This window comes from Acinetobacter sp. BIGb0196, from assembly GCF_011759595.1.
Classification (GTDB): Bacteria; Pseudomonadota; Gammaproteobacteria; order Pseudomonadales; family Moraxellaceae; genus Acinetobacter; species Acinetobacter guillouiae.
In genome coordinates this window covers 360,904-382,759 of record NZ_JAAOZA010000002.1, presented here as the reverse complement: position 1 = coordinate 382,759, position 21,856 = coordinate 360,904, and the positions used below count along the sequence as shown (strand labels likewise).

The window sequence follows — 21,856 nt, the reverse complement described above, 5'->3', positions numbered from 1 at the left end:
CCTTTTATTTTACGGAGTATGATAAAAATTCCAGAATCATGGGTATTTTATCTGCAAAATCTTCCATCGCATGATTACCATGCATTTCTGTCATGATCAATGATGTGTGTGGAGCTGCACTATAATACCGTTCAGCGTCACGATAATCTAAAACTTCATCACCTTGTTGCAATAAGACCAGTATTTTGTCTGCATCTTGTACAAACGGCACGGCAATCGCTTCCAAGTAGTTAAGTTGTAAACGATCTAAAGTCCATTGTTCATTGATCTTATAGGGAATTTGTTCAATCCCAAATAAGTTACTGAACAATTGCCATGGTCGCATAGCTGGATTAATTAAAACAGCAGGCACACCATATTTTGCGACCAATTGTGTCGCATAAAAGCCACCAAAGCTACTCCCCACCAGTGCAACATCAGGCAATTTTTCAATGAGCGCTGAAATTTGATCTAAAACCAGTTGCGGATGCTGGTTTAAATCAGGCAAATGCACACTATGCGATGAATAGCATCGACAATAATCATCTAGTTGTTGCCCTTTTATTGATAAAGGACTACTTTTAAAACCATGTAAATAAATAATATTCATTGAAAATAGTTTGCTTTTTTACCACCAATGTTTTAATTTTTAATGTGATTCAAATCACATTATTGTTTTAATTTGTATATGTCAGGATATTGTCCGACAAAAAACTAAAACTTAATCGCAATTATCGGTATTTTAAATAGCGTTCAGGATGAACAAGATAAGATGATTGCCTAGGGATTTATACATTGATCTACAGCAAAAATAAAGTCTTTGTTCCAGATCAATATGGATGAGGAAATAACAATGCCAAGCTTAACCCCTTTACACGAAACCTATTGTAAGTGGGATCGTTCGCCTCCAAGTCAGGCCGATGTATTAGAAGGTTTAGCGCAGTTAGTGAGTACACCACTCAGTGGCATGGTTCAAGACTTTATCCAGTCGATTCAACGTGAAATGTTGCTGAGTATTTTTGGCTTAAGTAAACAAAAAGCCAAACGATTCCAATCCCGTCCAATTGTCGATAAATTCTATCAATTTGGTTATCACGCATTGCAAAATTATGGTAGCCACCTGATTGCCCCAATTTTACGTAAAACCATTGAACGTTTTCCAAATTTACATGATAAGCCATTGACCTCTCATATGACTTTTCTGGTCAGTGTTTTAAATGGGGTGTTGGGCGATTATTTGTTGGCAACCCATAATCCGCTCGCACTGTCACCTGTGCTCTATGATCATTATGGTTCATTACAACAAGGCGACTTGGCTGGCCGTGTGGTGATTTTCTCTCACGGTTTATGTATGAATTATCAAGACTGGACCAATCGTAACAATGGCGGTATTGGTGAGAAACTCTTGGCGCAACGTGATCACAACACCATGTTGTATTTTCACTACAATACTGGACGTAGAATTTCAGCCAATGGACGTTCATTGGCAAATCTTTTAGAAGATTTAATCAAACGTAACCCTCGCATTACCAGCATTGATTTAATTGGGCACAGTATGGGCGGCTTGGTTTCTCGCAGTGCGCTGTTCTATGGCAAACAAAACATGCATCAGTGGTTCCACATGGTTGAGAATCTGGTTTGTATTGGTTCTCCGCATCATGGTGCGCTATTAGAACGTTTCGGATTTGCCATGCAAGAGAAAGTGGGTAATTTCCCGATTGTTAAAATGATCAGCCATATCGTCAATATCCGCAGTAATGGCATCTTAGACTTGCGTTATGGAAGTGTTCGAGATGATGACTGGGAGCATAACAATGCCCGTATTGGTTTGATGGATGACAACCGTAAACCAGCTCCGCTACCATCTCATATCAATACCTTTTTAATTGCAGGTACCTTGGAGTTTGAAAACCGCAAAAACCGCACCTTAAAAGTGATTGGCGACTATCTGGTCAGTGTTAAAAGTGCCTTGGGTGAACACCCGAACCCACGTTTCCAGTTGAAATTACCTGAATCGCATAAAGCTGTGTTTTATGGCTTAAACCATCTTGAGATTCAATATCATCCTTTGGTTTCGGAACAGATTGCCAAATGGTTTTATCCGCACCATGATGAATTGGCAGAAGAACAAATTCGCAAATATTTGATTAAATTAGAAAGTATGCAAGGGATTGTTGAAACTTAATTGCAAAAAAGCTGATCTTCAATCCACTTTTTTCTGCTATTTCACTTCAATTTGATAAGACTTGTTCTGCTGAGGATCAATCATGTCACCATATTCATCAAAGTTTGATTTTTCTGCACATTGGGTATCAATCAATAAGCGTTGATTTTTTACAATAAAGCCTTGTTTTAATTCACAAGTCCAAGCTTTATTATAAAATTTTTGGCTGAGCTTTTTGCCTGTTAAATCAAATTGCGTCACCTCAATCAGCGACTGGGCAAGCGTTCTAGCAGGATGGCTCTGCGACACAGACAATACGTAGTATCTGCCGCCATGTAACTGACAGTCTTCAATTCGACTTGAAAAATAATCTGGATTGACAATAAATTTTTTAAATGGCTGAGCACCCAATTTGATATAGGAAACATCGGCTGGAATGGTGTCATCAAATTCAGATTTAAACTGACAAGACAGATCTTTACTGACCACTTTGCTGGCTGGTTTTGCAGAGACTTGTGCTGTAGCCAAACAGACCAGTATGCTGATCCCGGCTAAATTTATTATATGCTTCATGATTTTGCTTGATTTATAAATAATTGAAGTTTATATAAAAAAAGAGCCAGTTTAGACTGGCTCTTAATGTTTTTAAATTAGTACTTTCTAAACAACTGCCACAGACTGATCAATGCCAATACACTGAAAAACAGTAATGACCAAACAGGTAAAGACTGTCCTAAGAAAGTCCAATCAACCATGGCACATTCGCCAGAACCCTTAAGCACATTTTCAAACACAGCCTTTAAAGGCAAAGTGTTGACCCAATAGTCCAGACCGGGACCACAACTTGGGACCTGATCTTTGGGTAGATTCTGTAGCCACACATGACGAGCGGCAACACCAACTGACCAAGAAATCGCAGCTAAACCCAAAAAGCTATAAATGCGTTTAAATACATTTGTTTTTGGGTTATGCAAAAAGGCAATCAGTGAAATTAGCCCTAGACCAATCAATCCAATACGTTGAAATACGCATAGTGGACATGGCTCAAGGCCTTGTACATGCTCTAAATAGAGCGCAAATGACATACCAATCACACTTGCCAAAAATAAAAGACCACTTACGAAGCGATAACTACGCCATTGCATGGAACTTCCTCATTATCTAATTAATGCTTTATCTAAATTTACTCAGATAATCCTCGAAACTTATACTTGTATTTTGTTCAAGTTGCTGTTGTTCTGCGAGAGATGTTCGAGTAAGCCCCTCAAAATACGCTAAAATTTCCGGACTTAATACATGTTGTTCGTAACTTTGGATATGTTGATTGGCCATATAGCCACCAAAATTCCATGTACCACCTTGCTCTACAGTATCGGCAATCACATGCGCTGATAGTGTTTCATCCACATCATCAATACGTGTTTGCATCACCGTCAATGCTTGACGATATAAATCTGTTGCATAGGATTGGTTGAGTAGATCTGCAAGTGGTTGCATGGCGGTGACATGCTGTTGAATCCACTCAAGTAATGGATATTCAACACCCGCTTCAATGATTTTCGCATTTGGCGCACGACCACGATTGACCACTTCAGCCTGATTTTGCTCAATAATATCTTGTTCTTCATCCCATAAATCTGGGCTTTCTTTAAGCAAGCAATACAACGCAACCACTTCCAAGAAGCCTGCTGTATCCTCATCGATGCCAATCGCACTGTATGGATTTACATCTACCGCGCGTAACTCAACATAGCCAATCCCACGATTTGACAAGGCCTGAGATGGCGTTTCCCCTGCTTGTGGCACTTGTTTTGGACGGACTAAGCTGTAGTATTCATTTTCAATTTGTAAGACGTGATCATTAATTTGAATCGGCTGACCATTGGCATCGTTTAAACCTAAATGACTAAACTGTGCATAAGGTGAATTGACTGCTTTTTGTAATTCAGCCACGTAACTTTCTAAATTGTTGTAATGAATACCCAATTGTTTTTGTGCAGAATTCTGATAACCAAAACGCCCCATACGCAATGCTGTGGCATAAGGTAGAAATAATGTGCCTTTGATTAAAGGCAACAATTGATGCTCACGCCCTGTCATAAAGCATTTACAGACTGAAGGGCTGGCACCTACCAAATACATCACGAGAGGAGTTAAACGAATAAAGTTACGGATTAATCCAAGATAACGATGACTGCGATAATCTTGCAGGCTTAATGCTTTAAGCGCTTCATTGCTTTCGTGTTGTTGTAATTGTTCAAATAACGCATCTGGGAAAGACACATTATAATGCACACCCGAAATCGTCTGCATACGGCGCCCATAACGAATGCCGAGACCATGACGATATAAGGTTTTGAATTGACCAATATTGGATGTGCCATATTGCGCCAAACGGATATTTTCTTCTTTGTCATCCAGCATACATGGCATGGACAAAGTCCATAGCTTTTCATCATTTTCTAAATGGCGATGCACAACAGCATGCACATCGGTTAAAAAGCTTAACGCTTCAGGAATGCTTTCTTTGGGAGGTGTAATAAACTCCATCAAAGCTTCTGAATAATCTGTGGTGATATGCGGATGTGTTAGGGCTGAGCCTAAAGACTGAGGATGATCAGCCTGTGATAAAAAGCCATTACTTTGCATACGCAGGCTTTCACGTTCGATGCCACGTAACATGCCTCTGAATAAGGTAGAATCCACCCAATTTGGTACTAAAGATTGGGAAATCGTTTCGGGTTGACTCATACTTACTCGCTTATCTTAAAGAATTTTTTAAAATAAAATGTTTTGATGCGCGCAGTATAACGTTATTTATCGATATACACGTATAAGCATCGTTGTTTTAAATGAATTATTCACTTTATTTCGGAAAAGTTTTTAACACAAACTACCTCTACAAGACATCTAAAATTTGTGATTTTATAGAAAAATTACCACTAAAGAATTGTAACTACTATGAATTATCAAGAAATTATCGATTTTTGGTTTAGTGAAGAAACTCAGCCATTTTGGTTCGCAAAAAGTGACGCATTCGATCAAACTTTGCACCAAAGATTTGCACATACCTTGGATCAAGCCAAACATTGTGAGCTATGGACTTGGCGTGCCACAGCAGAAGGTCGCTTGGCTGAAATTATTGTTTTAGATCAATTCTCGCGTAATTTGTATCGAGATCATGCTGAATCTTTTGCACAAGATGCCTTAGCACTTGCGCTAGCACAAGAAGCAATTCAGCTAAATTTAGATCAACAATTAAGCCCCGAACAGCGTTCATTCCTGTATATGCCATTTATGCATAGTGAATCAAAAATTATCCATATCCAAGCTTTACAGCTTTTTGAAGAGTTGGGCAATCCTCTCAATTTAGATTTTGAGAAAAAGCATAAAGTGATTATTGATCGTTTTGGGCGTTATCCTCACCGTAATCAAATTTTAGGGCGAAGCTCAACGGCAGAAGAAATTGAATTTTTAAAACAGCCGAATAGTCATTTTTAATCCTATTTATTTTTATCTAAACAGCTTATGCAGAAATATTTTGCATAAGCTGTTTGACCAGCGCATCAAAGCATGCTGATCCATCAGAAACAACAAGCGTTAGAAAACATAGCTGTGTTTAATAATGGTATTTTCAATCATTTCTGCATGTATGGACTTTAACTGCTGTTCATGCGAGTCAAAACTTGGAAAGAGCGGTATGCCCTTTCCAAGAAGAACAGGCATGATAAAAACCTCTAAGGTATTGAGCAGCTTCTGTTCAATAAAAGTATTCTGCAATTGTGTTCCACCGACAATCCAGACATTGCCGTTATAATTCTGTTTAAGGTGCTCAACAAGTTCATCCACACCTAAGTTCCACCGCGAAAGCGAGGCATGAGTTAAAGCTAAATCAGGATTAGAAGTGACGATAAATCCTTTCTGGTTTGGATAGGGCCACGCCTCAGCAAAAGAACAAATCACTTCATAGGTTTTACGCCCCATAATCACAATATCGATATCTTGGATAAAATCATCATATCCACAGTCAATACTTTGAAATGGCGCTAAAAACGCTACAGAACCATCTGGTGTTGCGATATAGCCATCTGCACTTGTTGCAATATAACCTTTAATTTGAATACTCATTTAACCCTCTCTCAACAGCCTTCACTCTCAACAGTCTTTATTTTTTATCATGGATCAAATACGCATAATACCGTGCTTATTTTTTAGATTTTACGTGAACAGTCATTTATCTTGTTGAGTATCATCCTGAATTAACAAAATTCTTCTTGAAATTCATTGTCAGTCCATCAATTTAGAACAATATACTGAGGATTATAAATTCATTAAATTCCATCCAAAAGAATGGAAAGGAGAGACACATGAACAAAGTACTCATTGGTCTAACTATTGCAGCGGCGCTCACCATCACAGGTTGTGCGACGACACCAAGCAAACCACGTACCTTTGACCAGCTTGGGCAATACACTACGGTTCCACTTAACGATCATAGCTATCGCATCAGCTTCCAAGGCAATAGCAATATGAGTTTTGGAACAGCTGAAGAAATTAACCTTGTTAAAGCCGCACAAACCACGCTTTTAAATGGGTTTACTTACTTCAAGGTTTTAGATGACCCAAGTAATCGCACTCAGCAACCGCCTCGTAAAGCGGTAGTTTACCCATCATCAAACTACTATCCATATGGCTGGGGCTATCGTCGTCATCCTGTGTTCTGGAATGACCCATTTTATGATATGCCACAAGTGGTGACCATTGACCCTGTGCAAATTTCCTATACGATAGAATGTTATAAAGATAAAAAATCATCACCGAATGATGCATTTGACGCTCGTCTGATTTTGCAATCTTTAGGACAAAAATATGGTGTTAGTCCGACAGGACAAGTACTGCAACCACAGCCTGATGCGGTAACATCAACGAAATAAAAATGCAGAAATCTATTTAGGAAAATGAATGAGCGGAATTGAACAAAGTGAAGTTCTCAATGAAATTCCAAACTTAGATCGAAGCAAACGCTTTGCGACCATCGCCTTGGTGGTGGCTGTTGTCGCATGGTTTGCTTTGATCATTTCCGCCAAACTGATGCCTGAGTATGCTTGGTTTATTCATATTCTCATGCTGGGTGCTGAAGCTGGCGTGGTCGGTGGCTTAGCCGATTGGTATGCGATTACCGTGTTGTTTCGTAATCCCTTTGGGAAAATTCCCATTCCTAAATTCCTCAAAGATCACACCGAAATCATTCCACGTAATAAAGCACGTATTGCGGAATCAATGGGTAAATTTGTCCAAGAGAATTTTCTCTCTCCACAAATTGTTGAACGTAGTTTAAAAAGTATTGATCTTAGTTTTGCTGTGGGTCAATGGCTGGCCAATCCTAAAAATAACGGTCAAGTGGTGGATGTGATTCAGCAAACGGTTCCGAAAATTTTCGAATTTGTCGGGCAGGATCAAATTGGACGCTTTATTCAAAACAACAGTGTGCAATGGGTTCGAAATACTCGAATGAACCAATTGGCAAGTGAAATGCTGCGTGCGGTTTTAGAAAATGATTTCCATCAAGATGTATTACAACGTGGACTGGATATTGCCCATGAATGGATGATGACCCATCCTGAAAAAACCCGTGAAATCACTCAAACCATGTTTAAAGAGCTTGGTGTTTCCCGCCTTGCCAAAGGTGCCAGCTGGATTGGGATTGATGTTGAGCAACGGACCATTGATTCAGTGATTGAAAAAGTGGAATCCATGCTTGCTGATCAGGAGCATCCTATTCGTCAAAAAATTGAAGAAGCTGCACATGAGCTTATGTTGCAATTGGCGGATAACAATAGTCATGCTAGCATAAGCTTAAATGAAACCAAGAATGCCCTTTTAGACAGCGAACCGGTACTCAACTTTATTACTGGTGCTGTGGTGATTTTATGTGATGCGGTTAAATCTGACTTGCTTAAAGCAGACTCGGGTATTGCCATGAATTTACGTATCGCCATTCAACAGCTTGGTGAAAACTTGATGCAAAATCGGTCTGTACGTGAATTGCTGAATGATCGAATCAGCGGAATTGCCATCAATTTAAGTGACCAATATAGTGAGAAAGTGATTAAGTTTATTAGTCAACGTATCCATGAATGGGACTCTACCGAAATGATCGCCAAGATTGAAAATGAGGTAGGCGGTGATTTACATATGATCCGTGTTAATGGTGTTGTGGTCGGTGCATTTATTGGTCTAAGTTTAGGTGTGATTCGTGCTGTGATTGATTTTGCGATTTAAGAATATAAAAAATGGGAGTCTAGCTCCCATTTTTTAACACTGCACTTTTATCAATTTAAATGCTGTATCAATCAATCGCATAATTGATGGTCACGACAACCCGCGCAATTTTATTAATGGTGGCTTTGTCATAAGCACCGCCATAATCGCTATCATCATCAGAACCACTTTCAGGTAAAATATAAAACGCACCCTGACTTGCAGAACGCATCGCACCGACTTTTACCCCACCGACTTTTGCAAACTCATTGGCACGGCTATGCGCATTTTTAGTTGCATTGGCGATCAATGACATTTTTATTTCTTCTAGATTCGACACCAAATACTGCGGTTTTTGCTCGATGGCGATGCCTTTTTCATCTAATAAATACGCATCTTTTGCGGCTTTCTCAATCTTTTGAATATCACGACTATTTATCACTAGTGATTGCATCGCAGTATAGCCTCTAAACTCGCGGGTAAATTTTCCCTCGCCTTGATTCACTTCTTCATAATAGGGTTGAGAGCTTTTATTACCCAGTTTCATTTCTGTTGCTTTAAATCCATGCTCAATAAAGAAATCTTGTAGTGCTTTTATTTCTTGATCTAACAATTGATAGGCGGCTGAAACACTGTCTGAAGCACGACTAGTTTGCAGATGAATCTCCCAGCGCGCTAGATCCGCTTGTATAGGTTTTTCAGCCAACCCTTTGACCACTATTGAATTTTTTTCACCATTAAACTGCTTAAGTGCATAGCCCATGACACTTGCCGAAATAATGAATCCTAAACTTAGAATGAGTGCAAAGACCCATAAAGTTTTATATGTGATTGATTTATTTTCCATTATTGTAGTATCGCTAAAATTATTATAAATAAGTTATAGTAAGGATCCTACAACAAGTCAACCCACTTTGCCCCTATAAACAATATTGCTTTATGGTTTGCATTGCTGATAAAGATTAATAACGCCTTATAAAAATCAAAATAATTAATCCAATCATTATATGAAATCTACATGATCTGATGCAGTACTTAAAATGCGCTGCTAAAAGTGTATTTAAGCCATCTAAAATTGCTCTGAAACGAATGAAATTTCAGTTTTGACCTTATGGCCTTAAACTTGTGGGCTTAAAAATGAGAAATTTAGCAATCATCTTATCGGCAATTTTATCTCTCACTATTTTATAGTTCTATCTAGTTAATCTTACGCATCATGCTTGGTGATATACCATAATGTTTTCTAAACTCACGTGAGAATTTTGACATATCATCAAATCCACATTGATAGGCGATCTGATTAATCTTATGCGTATGTTCATTGGTCTGTATCAACATCTTCTTGGCTAATTGCAGACGACTTTGCATCACATAACGGCCAAATGTGGTTTCATTCTGTTGAAAAAGTTTGCTGATATATCGCGAACTAATACGAAGATCTTGGGCAATATCATGAATACTCAGCCCACTATTGTCTAAGTGCTCCAGAATTAAATGCTTGACCTGTACGAGCATGCTGTGGCTACTTGATCGAGGCGTTTTGTCTTTGACCTGATCGAGAACCACATAACGCAGTAAATCAAAAAATTTATGCAGTACCACCTGCTGAAGTTCAGTTGAAGCCTGCTCAGGAAACCAAAATAAATCATGTGCGTAATTTAGTAATAAAATTTTCAGTGGATGCCCATCACCAAAAGCATGACTGCACAACTGGTCAGGTCGCCCAAAATACTGTTGAAATTGTTCACGAGGGAACATGAGAACCAGTTGATTGAATTGTCCATTCAAATACAAATCATACGGCTGCTGGGTATCATGAAAAATAAATTGCCCTTTGCTGAGGCATTGTTCACGACCATGATACTGAACACCCATTTGACCTTCTATCAGGAAGATAAATAAAATCTCATCATGATGACTATGTCTAATATTGGAAGCATGCCGTTCAACATGTTGACCATAGCCTTTGATTTCAACCAGTTGAATATTGCCTATATGTTTTGCAGACAAAGCACCAAAAAAGCCATCCTGTACTGAAACATTACAGGTCAATGGTACAAATACTTGACTAATCGCATCCTGCCAGTAGTCACGTTGCAGCTTATTTTTGACACGCCTTGTGTCATAGTTAAACATCATTGTCTCTCTTATTCTTAGACGCTTATACAATAAAGCTAATCCGTTTAGCATAATTTGTAAACCTTCAACTCAGCGCCTCCTAACTTTAAGATCAAGCAAAAATATCTCTTTTAAATTTGAAATCATTTTTTGAATTTTTAGTTCCGTATAGATCTATTTTTTGTTCCTGCTCAGCATACCCCCTGATCAATCTTTGGCTTTATAACCAAAAGTGCAATATTGCTTAGTTACTGAGAAAGGATCACTCATGAAAACTTCAATTAAAGTCGCTTGTGTACAAGCGATTCCTGCATTTCTCGACTTACAAGGAAGCGTAGACAAAACCATCAAAATTATTGCCGAAGCAGCAGAAAAAGGGGTTGAACTTATCGCCTTTCCAGAGACTTGGATTCCTGGCTACCCATGGTTTTTATGGTTAGATTCTCCCGCTGCAAATATGCCATGGGTATATCAATACCATCTCAACTCACTTGAGCTTAATAGTGACCAAGCCAAACAAATTGCGGATGCTGCAAAAAAATATAATATGCATGTGGTTTTAGGCTTGAGTGAGCGTGATCATGGCAGTCTGTATATTTCCCAATGGATTATTGATCATCATGGGGAAACCATCGCTGTTCGTCGAAAATTAAAAGCCACCCATGTAGAGCGGACTTTATTTGGTGAAGGTGATGGTAGTTCTCTGCAAGTCTATGACACTGCACTTGGTCGCATTGGGGCGCTGTGCTGCTGGGAACATTTACAGCCCTTAAACCGTTATGCAATGTATTCGCAGCACGAACAAATCCATATCGCAGCATGGCCTAGTTTTAGCTTATATACGGATATGACTGCCGCACTCGGTGCAGAAGTCAACAATGCGGCTTCACGTTTGTATGCAGCTGAAGGACAATGTTTTGTGCTTGCATCTTGTGCGATGGTTTCTCAGGAAATGATTGACGCTCTATGTACCGATGAAACAAAGAAACAGTTATTAAAAACTGGTGGTGGTGCATCACGAATTTATGGCCCTGATGGCGGTGATCTCGCCACTCCACTTGCCGAAGATGAAGAAGGTCTGTTAATCGCTGACATTGATCTTAATCATATTATTTTTGCCAAAAATGCTGCAGATCCTGTTGGGCATTATTCTCGTCCAGATGTTTTTCAGCTGGTCTTTAATACTCAACATAAACCCAACGTAATCTATTCAGCACCCACTGTACGTTCCACTGTCGAACCAACAAATATTGATGTGACAGCAGAATTGGAGGTTGAAGGAGAATAAGTGAGGATTTGCTATTTTTAGTTGTGAAGGCGAACTCAATCTTGATCAATTTTTAATTAAAGAAAGGTTCTATAAGGGCCTTCTTTTAATAGTGGCTCCTTGGATATAAAATAATTTATTGTTTAAAATAAATTCTAAACCATGTCTCAAATAATAATTTCCTAAATTTTGATAACATTTTTCTATCAAATTAAATTATTTCTAATTAGCATCCCACTGTTGCGATGTATGTAAGACTCTTAAAATACGGACTGTATCTACAATGTCATACACCACAACATAATGTGGATGAACAACCAATTCTCTTGTTTCTTTCTTTTGTCCAATTCGTCCCATGAGATTATTATGGGCAAGTAAACTTACTTTCTCTCGAATTAACTCATCTAATTCAATTGCAGCGAGTGGATTCCTTTCATCAAGATAATCATAAATTCTCTCACGATCTAATTGTGCATCTACGGTCCAAAGAATATTCATTACTTTTTAGTAGTCAATCGTGCCAATGTTGCAGCTCGTTTTGCAACAAATTTAGCTTCTACGTCCTCATGAGAAATCAGATTTCCCGCATTCGCCTGATCTAAGCCAATTTGTACTTGCTTTTGAAACCAGACATCATAAGATGCTGCTTCTTGTTGTTGCTTTACAAAATCGCGCATGAAATCACGTAATAATTGTGCTCCGCTACGATCCATATCTTTCGCAAAACTAGAAAACTCTTTCTTTAAAGACTCATCCACTCGGAATGTGAAAGTCGCTTCTGTCATAGTTTCAGCTCCAATGTGTTACATTTGAATTCAAATATAACACAAAGCAATATATGACGCACAAAAAACCTTTAGATGGATCTTGAAGTAAATGACTGCTTGATTCATAGATATTTAGCTATAAAAACGAACTAGTTGCCATTAAACCATTGGATATATCGGTTTGTGTAAATTACTACATCATTCGAATAGCACCGATTTATCAGAATCAAAGCCAGTATGATCCCTTAATGGGCCAAAGCTTTGATATATTCTTTCAAAGCAAAGAAAAATATATCTTTGGTCACGTTCCAAATACACAGAATGAACTATTAGAAAGTAGAGACTTTTAATCAAACCAGTAAAAAAGCGATTCAATCTAGTATGTTCAAAATATTTGATCAAAAAAGTCTATATGATTTTCAATTATGTAAAAATTTGATTTAAAAATCGTGGAACGTGAAAAATCAATCAAAAGCCGTTCTAGTGCGCTAAACTCTAGAACGGCTTCAACTAAGATATTGATGTGAAAAGGAAAAATTCGAGCATTTCGCATAAGCTGTATTATGTTAATTTTAGATAACCTTAATAAAAACAATAAATTTGACATATATGTGCATATTTACTATAGTAAACCTAACCACACCTGTCGGCGACTATTTGTTATCTTACGATTAACAAATAAGCATAAATGACAGGTTTTTTTATGCCTATTGAATTAAGTTATTAATTATGAATAAAGTCAGATATTCAAAAAAACCAAATAGCATTAATGACTTAATAACAAAAATGGCTAGTAGAGGATTAGACTGCTCAAATCATGCTTTGACCGAACAATCGTTAAAGTACATTGGATATACAGATTACGAGGATATTTTTATCCATTTTATAAAATGGATACCTCGCAGAGAAAAGCTATACCTATAGAACCTAAGAATTTTGTACCTAACGTAAAACTTGAAAATATTCTTGATCTTTATGAATTTGATAGAAAACTTAGACTGATAGTTTTAGAAGAAATACAAAAAGTTGAAGTAGCGCTTCGTACTTGTTTATCAGAATATATGTCTAATAAATATACCAATGCTCATTGGTTTATGGATATGAGTATTGTATCTAGTAACTTTAAGCATGAAGGTTTTTTTCAAAAAATACAGGATTCAAAAGAACAATTTATTAAACATTATCAAGATAAATATGACTCTCCAAAATACCCACCAACGTGGATGATCACTGAAACTTTATCATTTGGGACATGGTCAAAGGCTTATAAAGACTTGCTAACAGAAGATAAAAAAGAAATAGCTAGAGCTTTTAATATTCCTAGTGCCGATATAATGGAATCTTGGTTTCATACACTTTCACATCTAAGAAATCTATGTGCCCACCATAATAGAATCTGGAACAGAAATTTTGGAGTCTTTGCTCCAAGTACCTTAGACACTATCTCATCTCATTTAACTAAAAAATTTACTTTATACAGTCGCTTAGTCCCACTAAGATATATTTCTAACAATATTTCTATTTCGAATGGAATGACAGAAAGGCTACAACATCTTTTCAGTTCAGCTCCATCAATTGTGACTTTAGATAAAATGGGATTCACAACTGACTGGGATCAATCAGATTTATGGAAATGCCATTAACTGACTCACATTTAGTAGTGAGTAATTCTAATCTAAAAATAATTATATGGAATGCCCAAATAAGTTCAGCTAGGTCAGCGGTAGATCAGCGAAATTGGAGAATCAGCAAGCGTTTTATTTCTAGTATGATTTTTCAAGAAATTGATTTCATTGGAATAGTAGAAATAGATGAAAACTCAGTAGCATATTTAAATAGTATTTTCACTCGTTTTAATCTCTCATATAGAGTCGCAAATGGTACTCAAAAAAGAGGAAATACTCGATTTGATACCTGCATCATCTATCGTTCAGATAAATTTGCGCTAATTCCTACCCCTAATAACCAAGACTGTGAAAATACAGATTCAAGCTATAAAGGAGAGTTTTCTAAAAGTGGTCAAAAATATGACTTTTGGGATCTTAAGAATCAAGAAATGTTAAGCTTCGTATTAGTACATTGGCCAAGCATACTAACACCTGAAATTCATAAAGTAAGAGAGAAAGTTGCTCAAAACTTAAGGTTTCATCTAGATAACTGGCTATCCAAAAATAGTAATATCATTATTACTGGAGATTTTAATACTGAACCATATTGCACTAGCCTAACAGAAGATTTGTGCAGCTTTAGAGAACCGAAATCTCCAAGTCGAAGCAAAAATGGATTTGAACTTCTTTATAATCCATCTTGGAATTTATTGAATGTTCCCCCTCCTTTAAGCATTCAACTACCCCATCCAACACTTGGTACTTACTTTTACAAGAAAAAAAACCATCAGCATTGGTTTAACTTCGACCAAGTTATGTTTGCTAAAAATTTAATAGAAGGAGAATCAGGATGGAAGTATGCTGAGAATTCACTAAAAATATTAAATATTTTTGATCTTACAAACCAGAAAGAGCGTTGGTCGGATCACTTACCAATACAATTTAACCTTACTTGGAGATCATAACCAATGAGCCATTTTAATTTTGAAGAAAGTATCTCTGTAGGTATTGAACGGGCAGACGTTGCTGAAGTTAATAAAAACGAAATAGCAGAAATTTTTGAAGATTTTTCTCAATCCTTTCAAAGAGCATCAAACAGTAAAGTTTTTTCAAAAATAGTAAAACAAACACGTACCATTCGAAATAACACTTCAAATCCATTTGTGGTAGCTACTATCGCTATGATGAATAATCTGTCAGTCGAATCTTATATGGCTCTTCTTTTATCTAATGGATCTAAATCATATGAAATTGCTGAGATTATAGAAAATGAAGATGGGTATCCTATAAGAATAAAAATCAAAGATGATACATCAGCATATTCTGATAAAGAGAGTTTAATTGAAGGTCTATCTCGTTTAGTTTCTAGAACTGAAGTTGGCAAATTCTACAAATTACTTCTTGCTGAAGACTAAATAATGAATAAAAGGCACCTGAAAAGGTGTCTTTTATTTAACATAAAATTTCTTATGCGAAATTAAGGGTTTTAAGTCAACAAACTCAATTTTATGTCTTGCGCACATATTCTTATGTACTCAATATAAGGCGTATTATGTTAATTTTAGAAAATCTTAAATCATTCTAGAATCCTGTATCTTTTCCCACAAGGCTTTCAGAAAAAGTAGGCAAAACCATTTGTCAGTAGCAAACTCGACGAATACCGAAAACTATATAATGTATTGCAAAAACAGTACATTGCTTATAAAGTCCTGCACTCAAACAATACGACTGAAATTCCTGCGTATCTTAATATTTGTAATTCATCTTATTTCGAACTCACGTTAACTTTACTTTAAAATTGAAAAAATATTATCTGGAAACACTTTTATGAGACTAAATTTAAAATTAACAGCTCTATGTATGTTATCTACTATGCTGATTGCTTGTGGTGGTGGATCATCAGATCAGTCTTCAAATACAACGACTCCAAAGACTGATACCTCAACGACGCCTCCCCCTACTTCGAATACCGATGTAATTCGTTACGCATATAGTTATTTCACCAATACAAATTATAAAGCAGGTGAAGTAGCACAACCGACGCTATTACAAAGAATACCGTTGGATTCAAATGGCAGTCTAAATCTTGCCAACACACAAATCATTGATACATTACCTAGTGCAAAAGTAAATGCATTAAGTCTATTTGATGCTGAAAATGGGACGGTTTATGCTTATGTTAACCATGGTGATGGTTATCTTTATGGCTATAAGATCAATCAAAATAGTGTTATCAGTAAGTTACCATCTATACCAGTAAGCCTCAACAGTACGACTTCAACATTAAGTATCGATCAAACAAGCCAAACACTCACAACCTTCGCAAATAAAGAATTAACCATATATAAAATTTTAGCTGATGGTCAGCTCAAGTGGCAGTCTATCTATAAAACTTCAGATTTCCCTGAACTCAATAAAAATATTATTGAAATTAAAAATGATACTGTAAATAATTATTTATATGCGATAGATGATGCAGGCTACTTGTATCAATACGATTCTCGAAATTTGAAGGTGGGTATTATTCAGAAGATAAGTTCATACACATACCCACTTCCAGAATACTTAAAGCCGTATAGCCATAATTTACAGGTCAGTAAGCAAGGTCGCGTTTATTTTGCAATGAATGATCGAGTATTACTTTTGCAGCAAGATTCAACAGGTAAATTTGAGTTAGTACCAGCTAGTAAGAACTTTGGTCTCAATCTAAATGCTTTTGCGATTGATGAAACTCGTAATAAAATTTATGTTGCTGATGTAACCCAAATTATGCAATTCGATTTAAAAGATGATGGAACTTTCCGATCTTATTCGATAGCTACATCTTGGGACAATTTTAATGATACTAGCTCCCCAAGCACTCAAACTTACCCAACTCTTTCCATCAATCCTAATGGAAAATCAGCATTTATTACAGCTTTAGATAAAATCCAAGAATTTACAATTGATACACGTGGTACATTGATGCCAGTACCTCATTTGGATCAATCTCATGGATTACCTATACACTTATTGGCAGTACATTAATTGATTACATATAAGCGATATATTCGCAAAAAATATGTGATTACTGAGACAGAGTGTCATTGCTCGTAGAAAATTAGAATTAACATAGGAGCAGTTTGCCAATATTCTTGGGATTTCAAAGCGAACCTTATGAAGTTGGAAACAATCGATTCTAAGTTTTTTCTAAAAAATATAAACAATAAAAAAGCCCAACATCCTGTTGGGCTTTTTTACATATTTGATGCTTTGGTTTGACTCCTGTCATACCTTTACATTCCTTGTATCTTATCTTGTTATTCTTATCTGGAGCATCCTGCTCTCTATGTGTCCATGATAAGAAACTGAATGAGATCCGTATATGGGCAAAGTCCCTAAATTCATGTACGCCTAGGCGTACATGAAGCTGAATTTATCCCAAGAGTTGTCCGCAGAAAATGCGGATAGTTTCAGAAATATGACCGTTGAGAAATCAGGGGAAATTGAAATTTTGATCAACAAACAACCAAATTTATTGGCAAAAGATATCAAACTTGGTCAAAAAAGATCCGTTTTGTTTCCAAAGCGGATTTTTGCGGTATTTTTGAATTATGTAAAATGATTAGGTTATTGAAAAATAATGTATTTATACTTTTGATTTCGCATAACGCCCATTATGTTAAATAACACTTTACTGAGGGCTATTTTCTATAGATAAAGATCAATAAACCACTACGCAATTTCAGCGTAAGGGGTTTTGTTGAGGATATTGAAATTTGGTATGAGTTTAGATCTCTTTAAAAATTTACTGACATCAAAAAAGATTTCCTTTAGAGCATCTGAAACCCCTACAGTTAAAATCTCCGAGCTATATTCGTAGCCACAAGAGGTTGATGAGTTTTGGAAAAATCTCCCTAATGGGTCAATCATTAAGTATGAATGAGTCATCTCATCGTTATTTTCAGAGCTAATTATATGTTGTAGCTCATCGTGCTTTTTCAAAAAATTATAAAATTCATCGTCATTAATCGTATGTTGATTTGTAATCACTGGAAGCATCTTGAATACTTTCCATTTTGATGGCGAGACTTCTTTAATGAAATTCGTTAAGTCTTCATGTTTATTAATTTGATTAATAACACTGTTGATTTTTATATCAATATTTGGATTGATTGATCGTATTTTATTGATATTTTTTAGTATTTCTTCTTTTTGAACAGGCTGCCCTCTAAAAGATCTACCCATTTTAAGATTAGATTCATCATTAAGAGAATCTATGCTAAATCCAATTGTTGAAAATTGAGTAGCAATTACTCTGATCAGATCCTGATCAATAGAGCTACCATTAGTAATAGCCGATAATTCAAAATCGTAGTTACAAGCTTCTTGGATAATATTTAATACTTGTTGTTTATAAAGAAAGGTTTCCCCTCCAACTAAATTAAGACGAATTCCTGTAAAAATGGTGCCATTCTTTGCATTTAAAATATCAGGCAATAATGAAATTTCATGCATTAATTTACTAACTTTTTCTTTCGAATGTAAAAGCTCTTTTTGATTTTTATTTTTCCATTTAGCAAAGCAATAAAAGCATTTGTAGTTACAAGCTTCTGTTATATGCCAATTAATTACTAATTTCATGTATTAGGTATACCTATAATTTTTAAAATTATTTAATAACTAGCGGTTTGAAACCGCTAGGTTTTAAGTTTTAATCATCAAATAATGAAAATAATCCACCAATGACTGCGACACCAATGCCAGCAGTAATTACAAGCGGTGCAGCCGCCACTGAAGTTACACCAAGAGCTGTTGTACCAAGTACTCCTACTGTTGCACTAGTGGTTGCTCCTGTACCTAAAATTGCTGCAGTGCTAGCTCCAATCGCTCCGCCCGCAGCTGCATGCGTTAAAAGGGAAGTTCCTGTTGATGTCATCAAGGTAGTTGCTATGGGTGCTGAAGTCGTAGCGAGTAAACCATATCTTTGCATAATGTAATAAGACAGTGCTGCATTTGAGGTTTGATGCATTACAGCCCTAACTTGCTCACTACGCTTTTCCCCAGTAACGCACCAGCATGCAAAATGCTCACAGTTATTGAACAGAAAGTTGTAGTTATCTTCTCCCAAGCATTTGTATGCCCGCTCGACAATTTCTTCACTTGTATATATAGCAGCAGTACTAGGATAATTCACGACTGTAAATTGATCTCTTCCACCTAGAAAATTTTCTAAGGTTGTCTGCTCTATCGAACCTTTTTTAAAGGCTTCCGCAAAACCAGAATAATGAATAACTTGGTTATTGCCGATGTAAATACCGTGATGGGTATAGAGGCTTCTTGAAACACTGAGGTGAGATCCTGAATGTAAGTTTTGCATAAATAACTCTCTTTGATTGAAATTAACAGCGCTTAAAGCTGTTTGTATTGTATGCCGTGATTAAATAATCACCTTCATACACAATGGTGATTCCGCCCTTGTCTAATAACTTCATGGCAGTACGACGCTGCTCCTGAAGCTCTTCTAATTCCAGCTCGATTTGGTGTGCATCAGGTAGTTGAAAATTTTTCTGTTTCAGTGTGTTGAGTTTTTTAATTCTCCTATCTGTTGAATCAATAAACTTTTGAGTTTGCTTCTTGTTGGCTATGCATTTATCACCCGACAATTCACCACAAAGTAAAGCCAGTTCAATCATTGCTTTAGTGTGTCCACGTTGATTCATGCGTTGAGAAAAGTGATTTGTCGGTGTCATTTAAATACCTTCTATGCTAGATAATTTTACTTAATTTCAAACCATATTTATAATCACATAATGGTGATTAATTTAAATATAAATGCTTTATTTTTTCTTGTAAAATGCCAATAAAAGGTGGTTGTTTTGAATATTTTTTAAAAAATGAATCACTTTTATTTGTTTTTTTAAAAATTAGTATTTATAATTTACTGGTGTTTTGTATTTTTGGTGGTTTTTGTTTTTATTATTTTAATTTTGATCCAATCTGACACTGGTTAAAGGAAATTTCATAGAAATTTTTGAAATCAACCAAAATGTAACGGAATGTAAATTTATGAAAAAAAATATTTATAGTGCGTTTGGCTTAAATCAACGCGAAATTTTTGACCAGACTTTAAATGCCTGGAAAATGATGTGGGAGCAGTTATTGATGATTGCTATATATGCGAGACAGCAATATATGCAATCAAATCAATCTAATGCTGATAATTTTCATCAAAGAATGAAGATGATTCATTTAATCAAAAGAGAATATCTTTCTAGAAAGCAGAGTAACCTTTCATTCGATAAGGATATTCCTGAGATATTTCAGAAAGTTCTAGCTTTAATTGAAGAAGAATGTGGCAGTACTAAAATCATTGAATTTTTATTAGATGATGAAGTTAGCCAACTCCAAACGAGTAAAAAACGCATTTTGAGTAAAATGGAAGAAGCTAAAATTGCATTTTCTCCTAATCAACGTGATTACAAACGAGACTATTCTTATTACTCTTTATATGAAGTTTTGCATGATCCTATTTTTTATATATCGAAAATCATGTCTATACCTGTTCCAGATAAACAAGTAATACATGCAACAGTTGTAAAGACAACTTATGACTATCTTACTAAGAATAGAGGTTTTTTACTTTCTAGAAATGAAAATCCTATAGCAATATTGTCAAAATCAGTTGAAGATAAAGAACAGATTATTTTAGAAAATCTATCCATTCTTGAAGGTAAAGATGACATTAAGGAATTAATAAAAGGGCAAATTGCTGATTTTATTGGTAAAGATGTTGCTAATGTTTTTAGCCTTTTATCAGATCCTTTCTATGATGAAGAAAATCCACAGGACAAGCTTTTTACCTCTGTTTTTACAATCACGCCTGACTCAGATGCCTTCAATATTTCTTTGGATCGTAAGGCATTAACAAATTTAATGAACTTAAATCAATTAGATGAATTGGCTTCTGTTATGAAGTCTGAAATTAAAAAAGCTGTTCTGAATAAAAATCATAGAACTAGAAAAGTAGGTATAGAAACTAAAGTAGACCAAGCTTCAGCTTTAGAAAAAATTAGCGAATGGTATATCAGAGCACAGACGGGGTTGTTCAATAGGGTAGATCAAGTACCTAAACTTATTGCTTCAATTTTAGAATTTGATATTCGTTACTTTAAAGGAATGTTTGACCCAGAATTTGGTTTTGATCGATCACTTCTATCTAAAAATCATAAGAACTCTTATGGCCCCTTACAGGCCAAAGAAATTTACTTATTTGTATCAGCTTATATCCGTAATTATCTGTATTACGATGATCAAAGACCTGAAAGAAATAGTTTAAATGGATGGTTGATTGATCATTTAGTAAAACGAGATTTCTCAGATGTCTTATTTCATAGCAATCAAATGATGGAAGCATGGGCAACGTTTGAAGATGAAAAACAGCACCGAAAAATGTTAGATCGTTTTAAGAGAATGCCAGCTTACCTAGATCCACAACATAAGGACTATAAGGAAATAGGCTATTTTATAAATAAGCAAAAAGAGTTGGGGAATGATGAGAATGCACCGCCATATCCATTAAACTCATTTTTCCCTCTACCACTATGGGCGAGTAGGTTTTCTAAAAATGATGTAGTTGAGGAAGTTCCCGATAAATTAAGTTAAGTTTACCTAAAATTAACATAATACAGCTTATGCGAAAGGCTCATGAATT

At 36.0% G+C, this 21,856-nt stretch carries 23 protein-coding genes; 11 read left to right on the top strand and 12 right to left on the bottom strand.

Going from position 1 to position 21,856, the window contains the following annotated elements; all coding sequences use genetic code 11:
* Positions 1-4: 4 nt before the first annotated feature.
* Positions 5-589, bottom strand: a complete 585-nt coding sequence (locus FHR28_RS14500; protein ID WP_004718672.1) for a YqiA/YcfP family alpha/beta fold hydrolase — start codon at positions 587-589, stop codon at positions 5-7.
* Between the two features lie 243 nt (positions 590-832).
* On the opposite strand from FHR28_RS14500, the gene FHR28_RS14495 reads away from it, so the two are divergent.
* Positions 833-2,164: an alpha/beta hydrolase gene (locus FHR28_RS14495; protein WP_004818342.1), complete on the top strand. Its 1,332-nt coding sequence runs from the start codon at positions 833-835 to the stop codon at positions 2,162-2,164.
* 36 nt (positions 2,165-2,200) lie between these two features.
* On the opposite strand, the gene FHR28_RS14490 is transcribed toward FHR28_RS14495, so the two are convergent.
* The 3 genes from FHR28_RS14490 to gshA all read right to left on the bottom strand — a co-directional run bounded on the left by FHR28_RS14490 (position 2,201) and on the right by gshA (position 4,894).
* On the bottom strand, positions 2,201-2,716 hold the full coding sequence (locus FHR28_RS14490) for a hypothetical protein (RefSeq protein WP_166782939.1): 516 nt from the start codon (positions 2,714-2,716) through the stop codon (positions 2,201-2,203).
* A gap of 77 nt (positions 2,717-2,793) precedes the next feature.
* Positions 2,794-3,288, bottom strand: coding sequence for a disulfide bond formation protein B (locus FHR28_RS14485; RefSeq protein WP_004718679.1), 495 nt, complete (start codon positions 3,286-3,288; stop codon positions 2,794-2,796).
* 28 nt (positions 3,289-3,316) lie between these two features.
* A complete protein-coding gene (gene gshA, locus FHR28_RS14480; RefSeq protein WP_166782938.1) occupies positions 3,317-4,894 on the bottom strand; it encodes a glutamate--cysteine ligase in 1,578 nt (525 codons plus the stop codon).
* 210 nt (positions 4,895-5,104) lie between these two features.
* Between gshA and FHR28_RS14475 the strand changes: the two genes are divergently transcribed.
* Positions 5,105-5,644: a DUF924 family protein gene (locus tag FHR28_RS14475; protein ID WP_004718682.1), complete on the top strand. Its 540-nt coding sequence runs from the start codon at positions 5,105-5,107 to the stop codon at positions 5,642-5,644.
* Positions 5,645-5,743: 99 nt separating this feature from the next.
* On the opposite strand, the gene FHR28_RS14470 is transcribed toward FHR28_RS14475, so the two are convergent.
* Positions 5,744-6,271, bottom strand: a complete 528-nt coding sequence (locus tag FHR28_RS14470; protein WP_105713911.1) for a dihydrofolate reductase family protein — start codon at positions 6,269-6,271, stop codon at positions 5,744-5,746.
* A 239-nt stretch (positions 6,272-6,510) separates the two neighbouring features.
* Between FHR28_RS14470 and FHR28_RS14465 the strand changes: the two genes are divergently transcribed.
* Positions 6,511-7,077, top strand: coding sequence for a CC0125/CC1285 family lipoprotein (locus tag FHR28_RS14465; RefSeq protein ID WP_004718687.1), 567 nt, complete (start codon positions 6,511-6,513; stop codon positions 7,075-7,077).
* A 28-nt stretch (positions 7,078-7,105) separates the two neighbouring features.
* The gene (locus tag FHR28_RS14460; protein ID WP_166782937.1) at positions 7,106-8,425 is read left to right on the top strand and encodes a DUF445 domain-containing protein; all 1,320 of its coding nucleotides are present in this window, start codon (positions 7,106-7,108) and stop codon (positions 8,423-8,425) included.
* A gap of 67 nt (positions 8,426-8,492) precedes the next feature.
* Here the strand turns inward: FHR28_RS14460 and FHR28_RS14455 are convergent, their stop codons facing one another.
* Together FHR28_RS14455 and FHR28_RS14450 are read right to left on the bottom strand one after the other, a co-directional pair.
* The gene (locus FHR28_RS14455) at positions 8,493-9,251 is read right to left on the bottom strand and encodes an SIMPL domain-containing protein (protein WP_105713914.1); all 759 of its coding nucleotides are present in this window, start codon (positions 9,249-9,251) and stop codon (positions 8,493-8,495) included.
* 350 nt (positions 9,252-9,601) lie between these two features.
* Entirely contained in the window at positions 9,602-10,543 is a 942-nt protein-coding gene (locus tag FHR28_RS14450) for a helix-turn-helix domain-containing protein (protein ID WP_166782936.1), read from the bottom strand.
* Between the two features lie 247 nt (positions 10,544-10,790).
* Here FHR28_RS14450 and FHR28_RS14445 point away from each other — a divergent pair, with 247 nt between their 5' ends.
* On the top strand, positions 10,791-11,810 hold the full coding sequence (locus tag FHR28_RS14445; RefSeq protein ID WP_166782935.1) for a carbon-nitrogen hydrolase family protein: 1,020 nt from the start codon (positions 10,791-10,793) through the stop codon (positions 11,808-11,810).
* A gap of 201 nt (positions 11,811-12,011) precedes the next feature.
* On the opposite strand, the gene FHR28_RS14440 is transcribed toward FHR28_RS14445, so the two are convergent.
* Positions 12,012-12,287 (bottom strand): type II toxin-antitoxin system mRNA interferase toxin, RelE/StbE family, encoded by a 276-nt coding sequence (locus FHR28_RS14440; protein WP_056517109.1) that lies wholly within the window; start codon positions 12,285-12,287, stop codon positions 12,012-12,014.
* On the bottom strand, positions 12,287-12,574 hold the full coding sequence (locus FHR28_RS14435; protein WP_166782934.1) for a CopG family ribbon-helix-helix protein: 288 nt from the start codon (positions 12,572-12,574) through the stop codon (positions 12,287-12,289). Before FHR28_RS14435 ends, FHR28_RS14440 begins: the two co-directional genes overlap by 1 nt.
* A gap of 782 nt (positions 12,575-13,356) precedes the next feature.
* Between FHR28_RS14435 and FHR28_RS14430 the strand changes: the two genes are divergently transcribed.
* The 5 genes from FHR28_RS14430 to FHR28_RS14410 all read left to right on the top strand — a co-directional run bounded on the left by FHR28_RS14430 (position 13,357) and on the right by FHR28_RS14410 (position 17,767).
* Entirely contained in the window at positions 13,357-14,199 is an 843-nt protein-coding gene (locus tag FHR28_RS14430) for an Abi family protein (protein ID WP_310504124.1), read from the top strand.
* Positions 14,184-15,128: an endonuclease/exonuclease/phosphatase family protein gene (locus FHR28_RS14425; RefSeq protein WP_228722090.1), complete on the top strand. Its 945-nt coding sequence runs from the start codon at positions 14,184-14,186 to the stop codon at positions 15,126-15,128. The genes FHR28_RS14430 and FHR28_RS14425 overlap by 16 nt, the downstream gene beginning before the upstream one ends.
* Positions 15,129-15,131: 3 nt before the next feature.
* Positions 15,132-15,578 carry a hypothetical protein gene (locus FHR28_RS14420; RefSeq protein WP_166782933.1) on the top strand — a complete coding sequence of 149 codons (447 nt, stop codon included), beginning with the start codon at positions 15,132-15,134 and terminating at the stop codon, positions 15,576-15,578.
* A 412-nt stretch (positions 15,579-15,990) separates the two neighbouring features.
* The gene (locus FHR28_RS14415; protein WP_166782932.1) at positions 15,991-17,190 is read left to right on the top strand and encodes a hypothetical protein; all 1,200 of its coding nucleotides are present in this window, start codon (positions 15,991-15,993) and stop codon (positions 17,188-17,190) included.
* 376 nt (positions 17,191-17,566) lie between these two features.
* Positions 17,567-17,767: a hypothetical protein gene (locus tag FHR28_RS14410; RefSeq protein ID WP_166782931.1), complete on the top strand. Its 201-nt coding sequence runs from the start codon at positions 17,567-17,569 to the stop codon at positions 17,765-17,767.
* A gap of 110 nt (positions 17,768-17,877) precedes the next feature.
* Here the strand turns inward: FHR28_RS14410 and FHR28_RS14405 are convergent, their stop codons facing one another.
* The 3 genes from FHR28_RS14405 to FHR28_RS14395 form a co-directional block, all read right to left on the bottom strand.
* The gene (locus FHR28_RS14405; RefSeq protein WP_166782930.1) at positions 17,878-18,786 is read right to left on the bottom strand and encodes a viperin family antiviral radical SAM protein; all 909 of its coding nucleotides are present in this window, start codon (positions 18,784-18,786) and stop codon (positions 17,878-17,880) included.
* A gap of 70 nt (positions 18,787-18,856) precedes the next feature.
* Positions 18,857-19,522, bottom strand: a complete 666-nt coding sequence (locus FHR28_RS14400; protein ID WP_166782929.1) for a lecithin retinol acyltransferase family protein — start codon at positions 19,520-19,522, stop codon at positions 18,857-18,859.
* Positions 19,523-19,544: 22 nt separating this feature from the next.
* Positions 19,545-19,895 (bottom strand): hypothetical protein, encoded by a 351-nt coding sequence (locus FHR28_RS14395; protein WP_166782928.1) that lies wholly within the window; start codon positions 19,893-19,895, stop codon positions 19,545-19,547.
* 316 nt (positions 19,896-20,211) lie between these two features.
* Between FHR28_RS14395 and FHR28_RS14390 the strand changes: the two genes are divergently transcribed.
* A complete protein-coding gene (locus tag FHR28_RS14390; protein WP_166782927.1) occupies positions 20,212-21,807 on the top strand; it encodes a hypothetical protein in 1,596 nt (531 codons plus the stop codon).
* Positions 21,808-21,856 lie beyond the last annotated feature (49 nt).

Excerpts from the sequence above, each read along its gene's own strand:
- FHR28_RS14390 (WP_166782927.1), top strand. The coding sequence starts at position 20,212 with ATGAAAAAAAATATTTATAGTGCGTTTGGCTTAAATCAACGCGAAATT.
- FHR28_RS14450 (WP_166782936.1), bottom strand. The coding sequence starts at position 10,543 with ATGATGTTTAACTATGACACAAGGCGTGTCAAAAATAAGCTGCAACGT.
- FHR28_RS14435 (WP_166782934.1), bottom strand. The coding sequence starts at position 12,574 with ATGACAGAAGCGACTTTCACATTCCGAGTGGATGAGTCTTTAAAGAAA.
- FHR28_RS14400 (WP_166782929.1), bottom strand. The coding sequence starts at position 19,522 with ATGCAAAACTTACATTCAGGATCTCACCTCAGTGTTTCAAGAAGCCTC.
- gshA (WP_166782938.1), bottom strand. The coding sequence starts at position 4,894 with ATGAGTCAACCCGAAACGATTTCCCAATCTTTAGTACCAAATTGGGTG.
- FHR28_RS14415 (WP_166782932.1), top strand. The coding sequence starts at position 15,991 with ATGAGACTAAATTTAAAATTAACAGCTCTATGTATGTTATCTACTATG.
- FHR28_RS14420 (WP_166782933.1), top strand. The coding sequence starts at position 15,132 with ATGAGCCATTTTAATTTTGAAGAAAGTATCTCTGTAGGTATTGAACGG.
- FHR28_RS14490 (WP_166782939.1), bottom strand. The coding sequence starts at position 2,716 with ATGAAGCATATAATAAATTTAGCCGGGATCAGCATACTGGTCTGTTTG.
- FHR28_RS14470 (WP_105713911.1), bottom strand. The coding sequence starts at position 6,271 with ATGAGTATTCAAATTAAAGGTTATATTGCAACAAGTGCAGATGGCTAT.
- FHR28_RS14410 (WP_166782931.1), top strand. The coding sequence starts at position 17,567 with ATGAAGCTGAATTTATCCCAAGAGTTGTCCGCAGAAAATGCGGATAGT.
- FHR28_RS14465 (WP_004718687.1), top strand. The coding sequence starts at position 6,511 with ATGAACAAAGTACTCATTGGTCTAACTATTGCAGCGGCGCTCACCATC.
- FHR28_RS14460 (WP_166782937.1), top strand. The coding sequence starts at position 7,106 with ATGAGCGGAATTGAACAAAGTGAAGTTCTCAATGAAATTCCAAACTTA.
- FHR28_RS14475 (WP_004718682.1), top strand. The coding sequence starts at position 5,105 with ATGAATTATCAAGAAATTATCGATTTTTGGTTTAGTGAAGAAACTCAG.
- FHR28_RS14395 (WP_166782928.1), bottom strand. The coding sequence starts at position 19,895 with ATGACACCGACAAATCACTTTTCTCAACGCATGAATCAACGTGGACAC.
- FHR28_RS14495 (WP_004818342.1), top strand. The coding sequence starts at position 833 with ATGCCAAGCTTAACCCCTTTACACGAAACCTATTGTAAGTGGGATCGT.
- FHR28_RS14440 (WP_056517109.1), bottom strand. The coding sequence starts at position 12,287 with ATGAATATTCTTTGGACCGTAGATGCACAATTAGATCGTGAGAGAATT.
- FHR28_RS14445 (WP_166782935.1), top strand. The coding sequence starts at position 10,791 with ATGAAAACTTCAATTAAAGTCGCTTGTGTACAAGCGATTCCTGCATTT.
- FHR28_RS14500 (WP_004718672.1), bottom strand. The coding sequence starts at position 589 with ATGAATATTATTTATTTACATGGTTTTAAAAGTAGTCCTTTATCAATA.
- FHR28_RS14455 (WP_105713914.1), bottom strand. The coding sequence starts at position 9,251 with ATGGAAAATAAATCAATCACATATAAAACTTTATGGGTCTTTGCACTC.
- FHR28_RS14485 (WP_004718679.1), bottom strand. The coding sequence starts at position 3,288 with ATGCAATGGCGTAGTTATCGCTTCGTAAGTGGTCTTTTATTTTTGGCA.
- FHR28_RS14425 (WP_228722090.1), top strand. The coding sequence starts at position 14,184 with ATGGAAATGCCATTAACTGACTCACATTTAGTAGTGAGTAATTCTAAT.
- FHR28_RS14405 (WP_166782930.1), bottom strand. The coding sequence starts at position 18,786 with ATGAAATTAGTAATTAATTGGCATATAACAGAAGCTTGTAACTACAAA.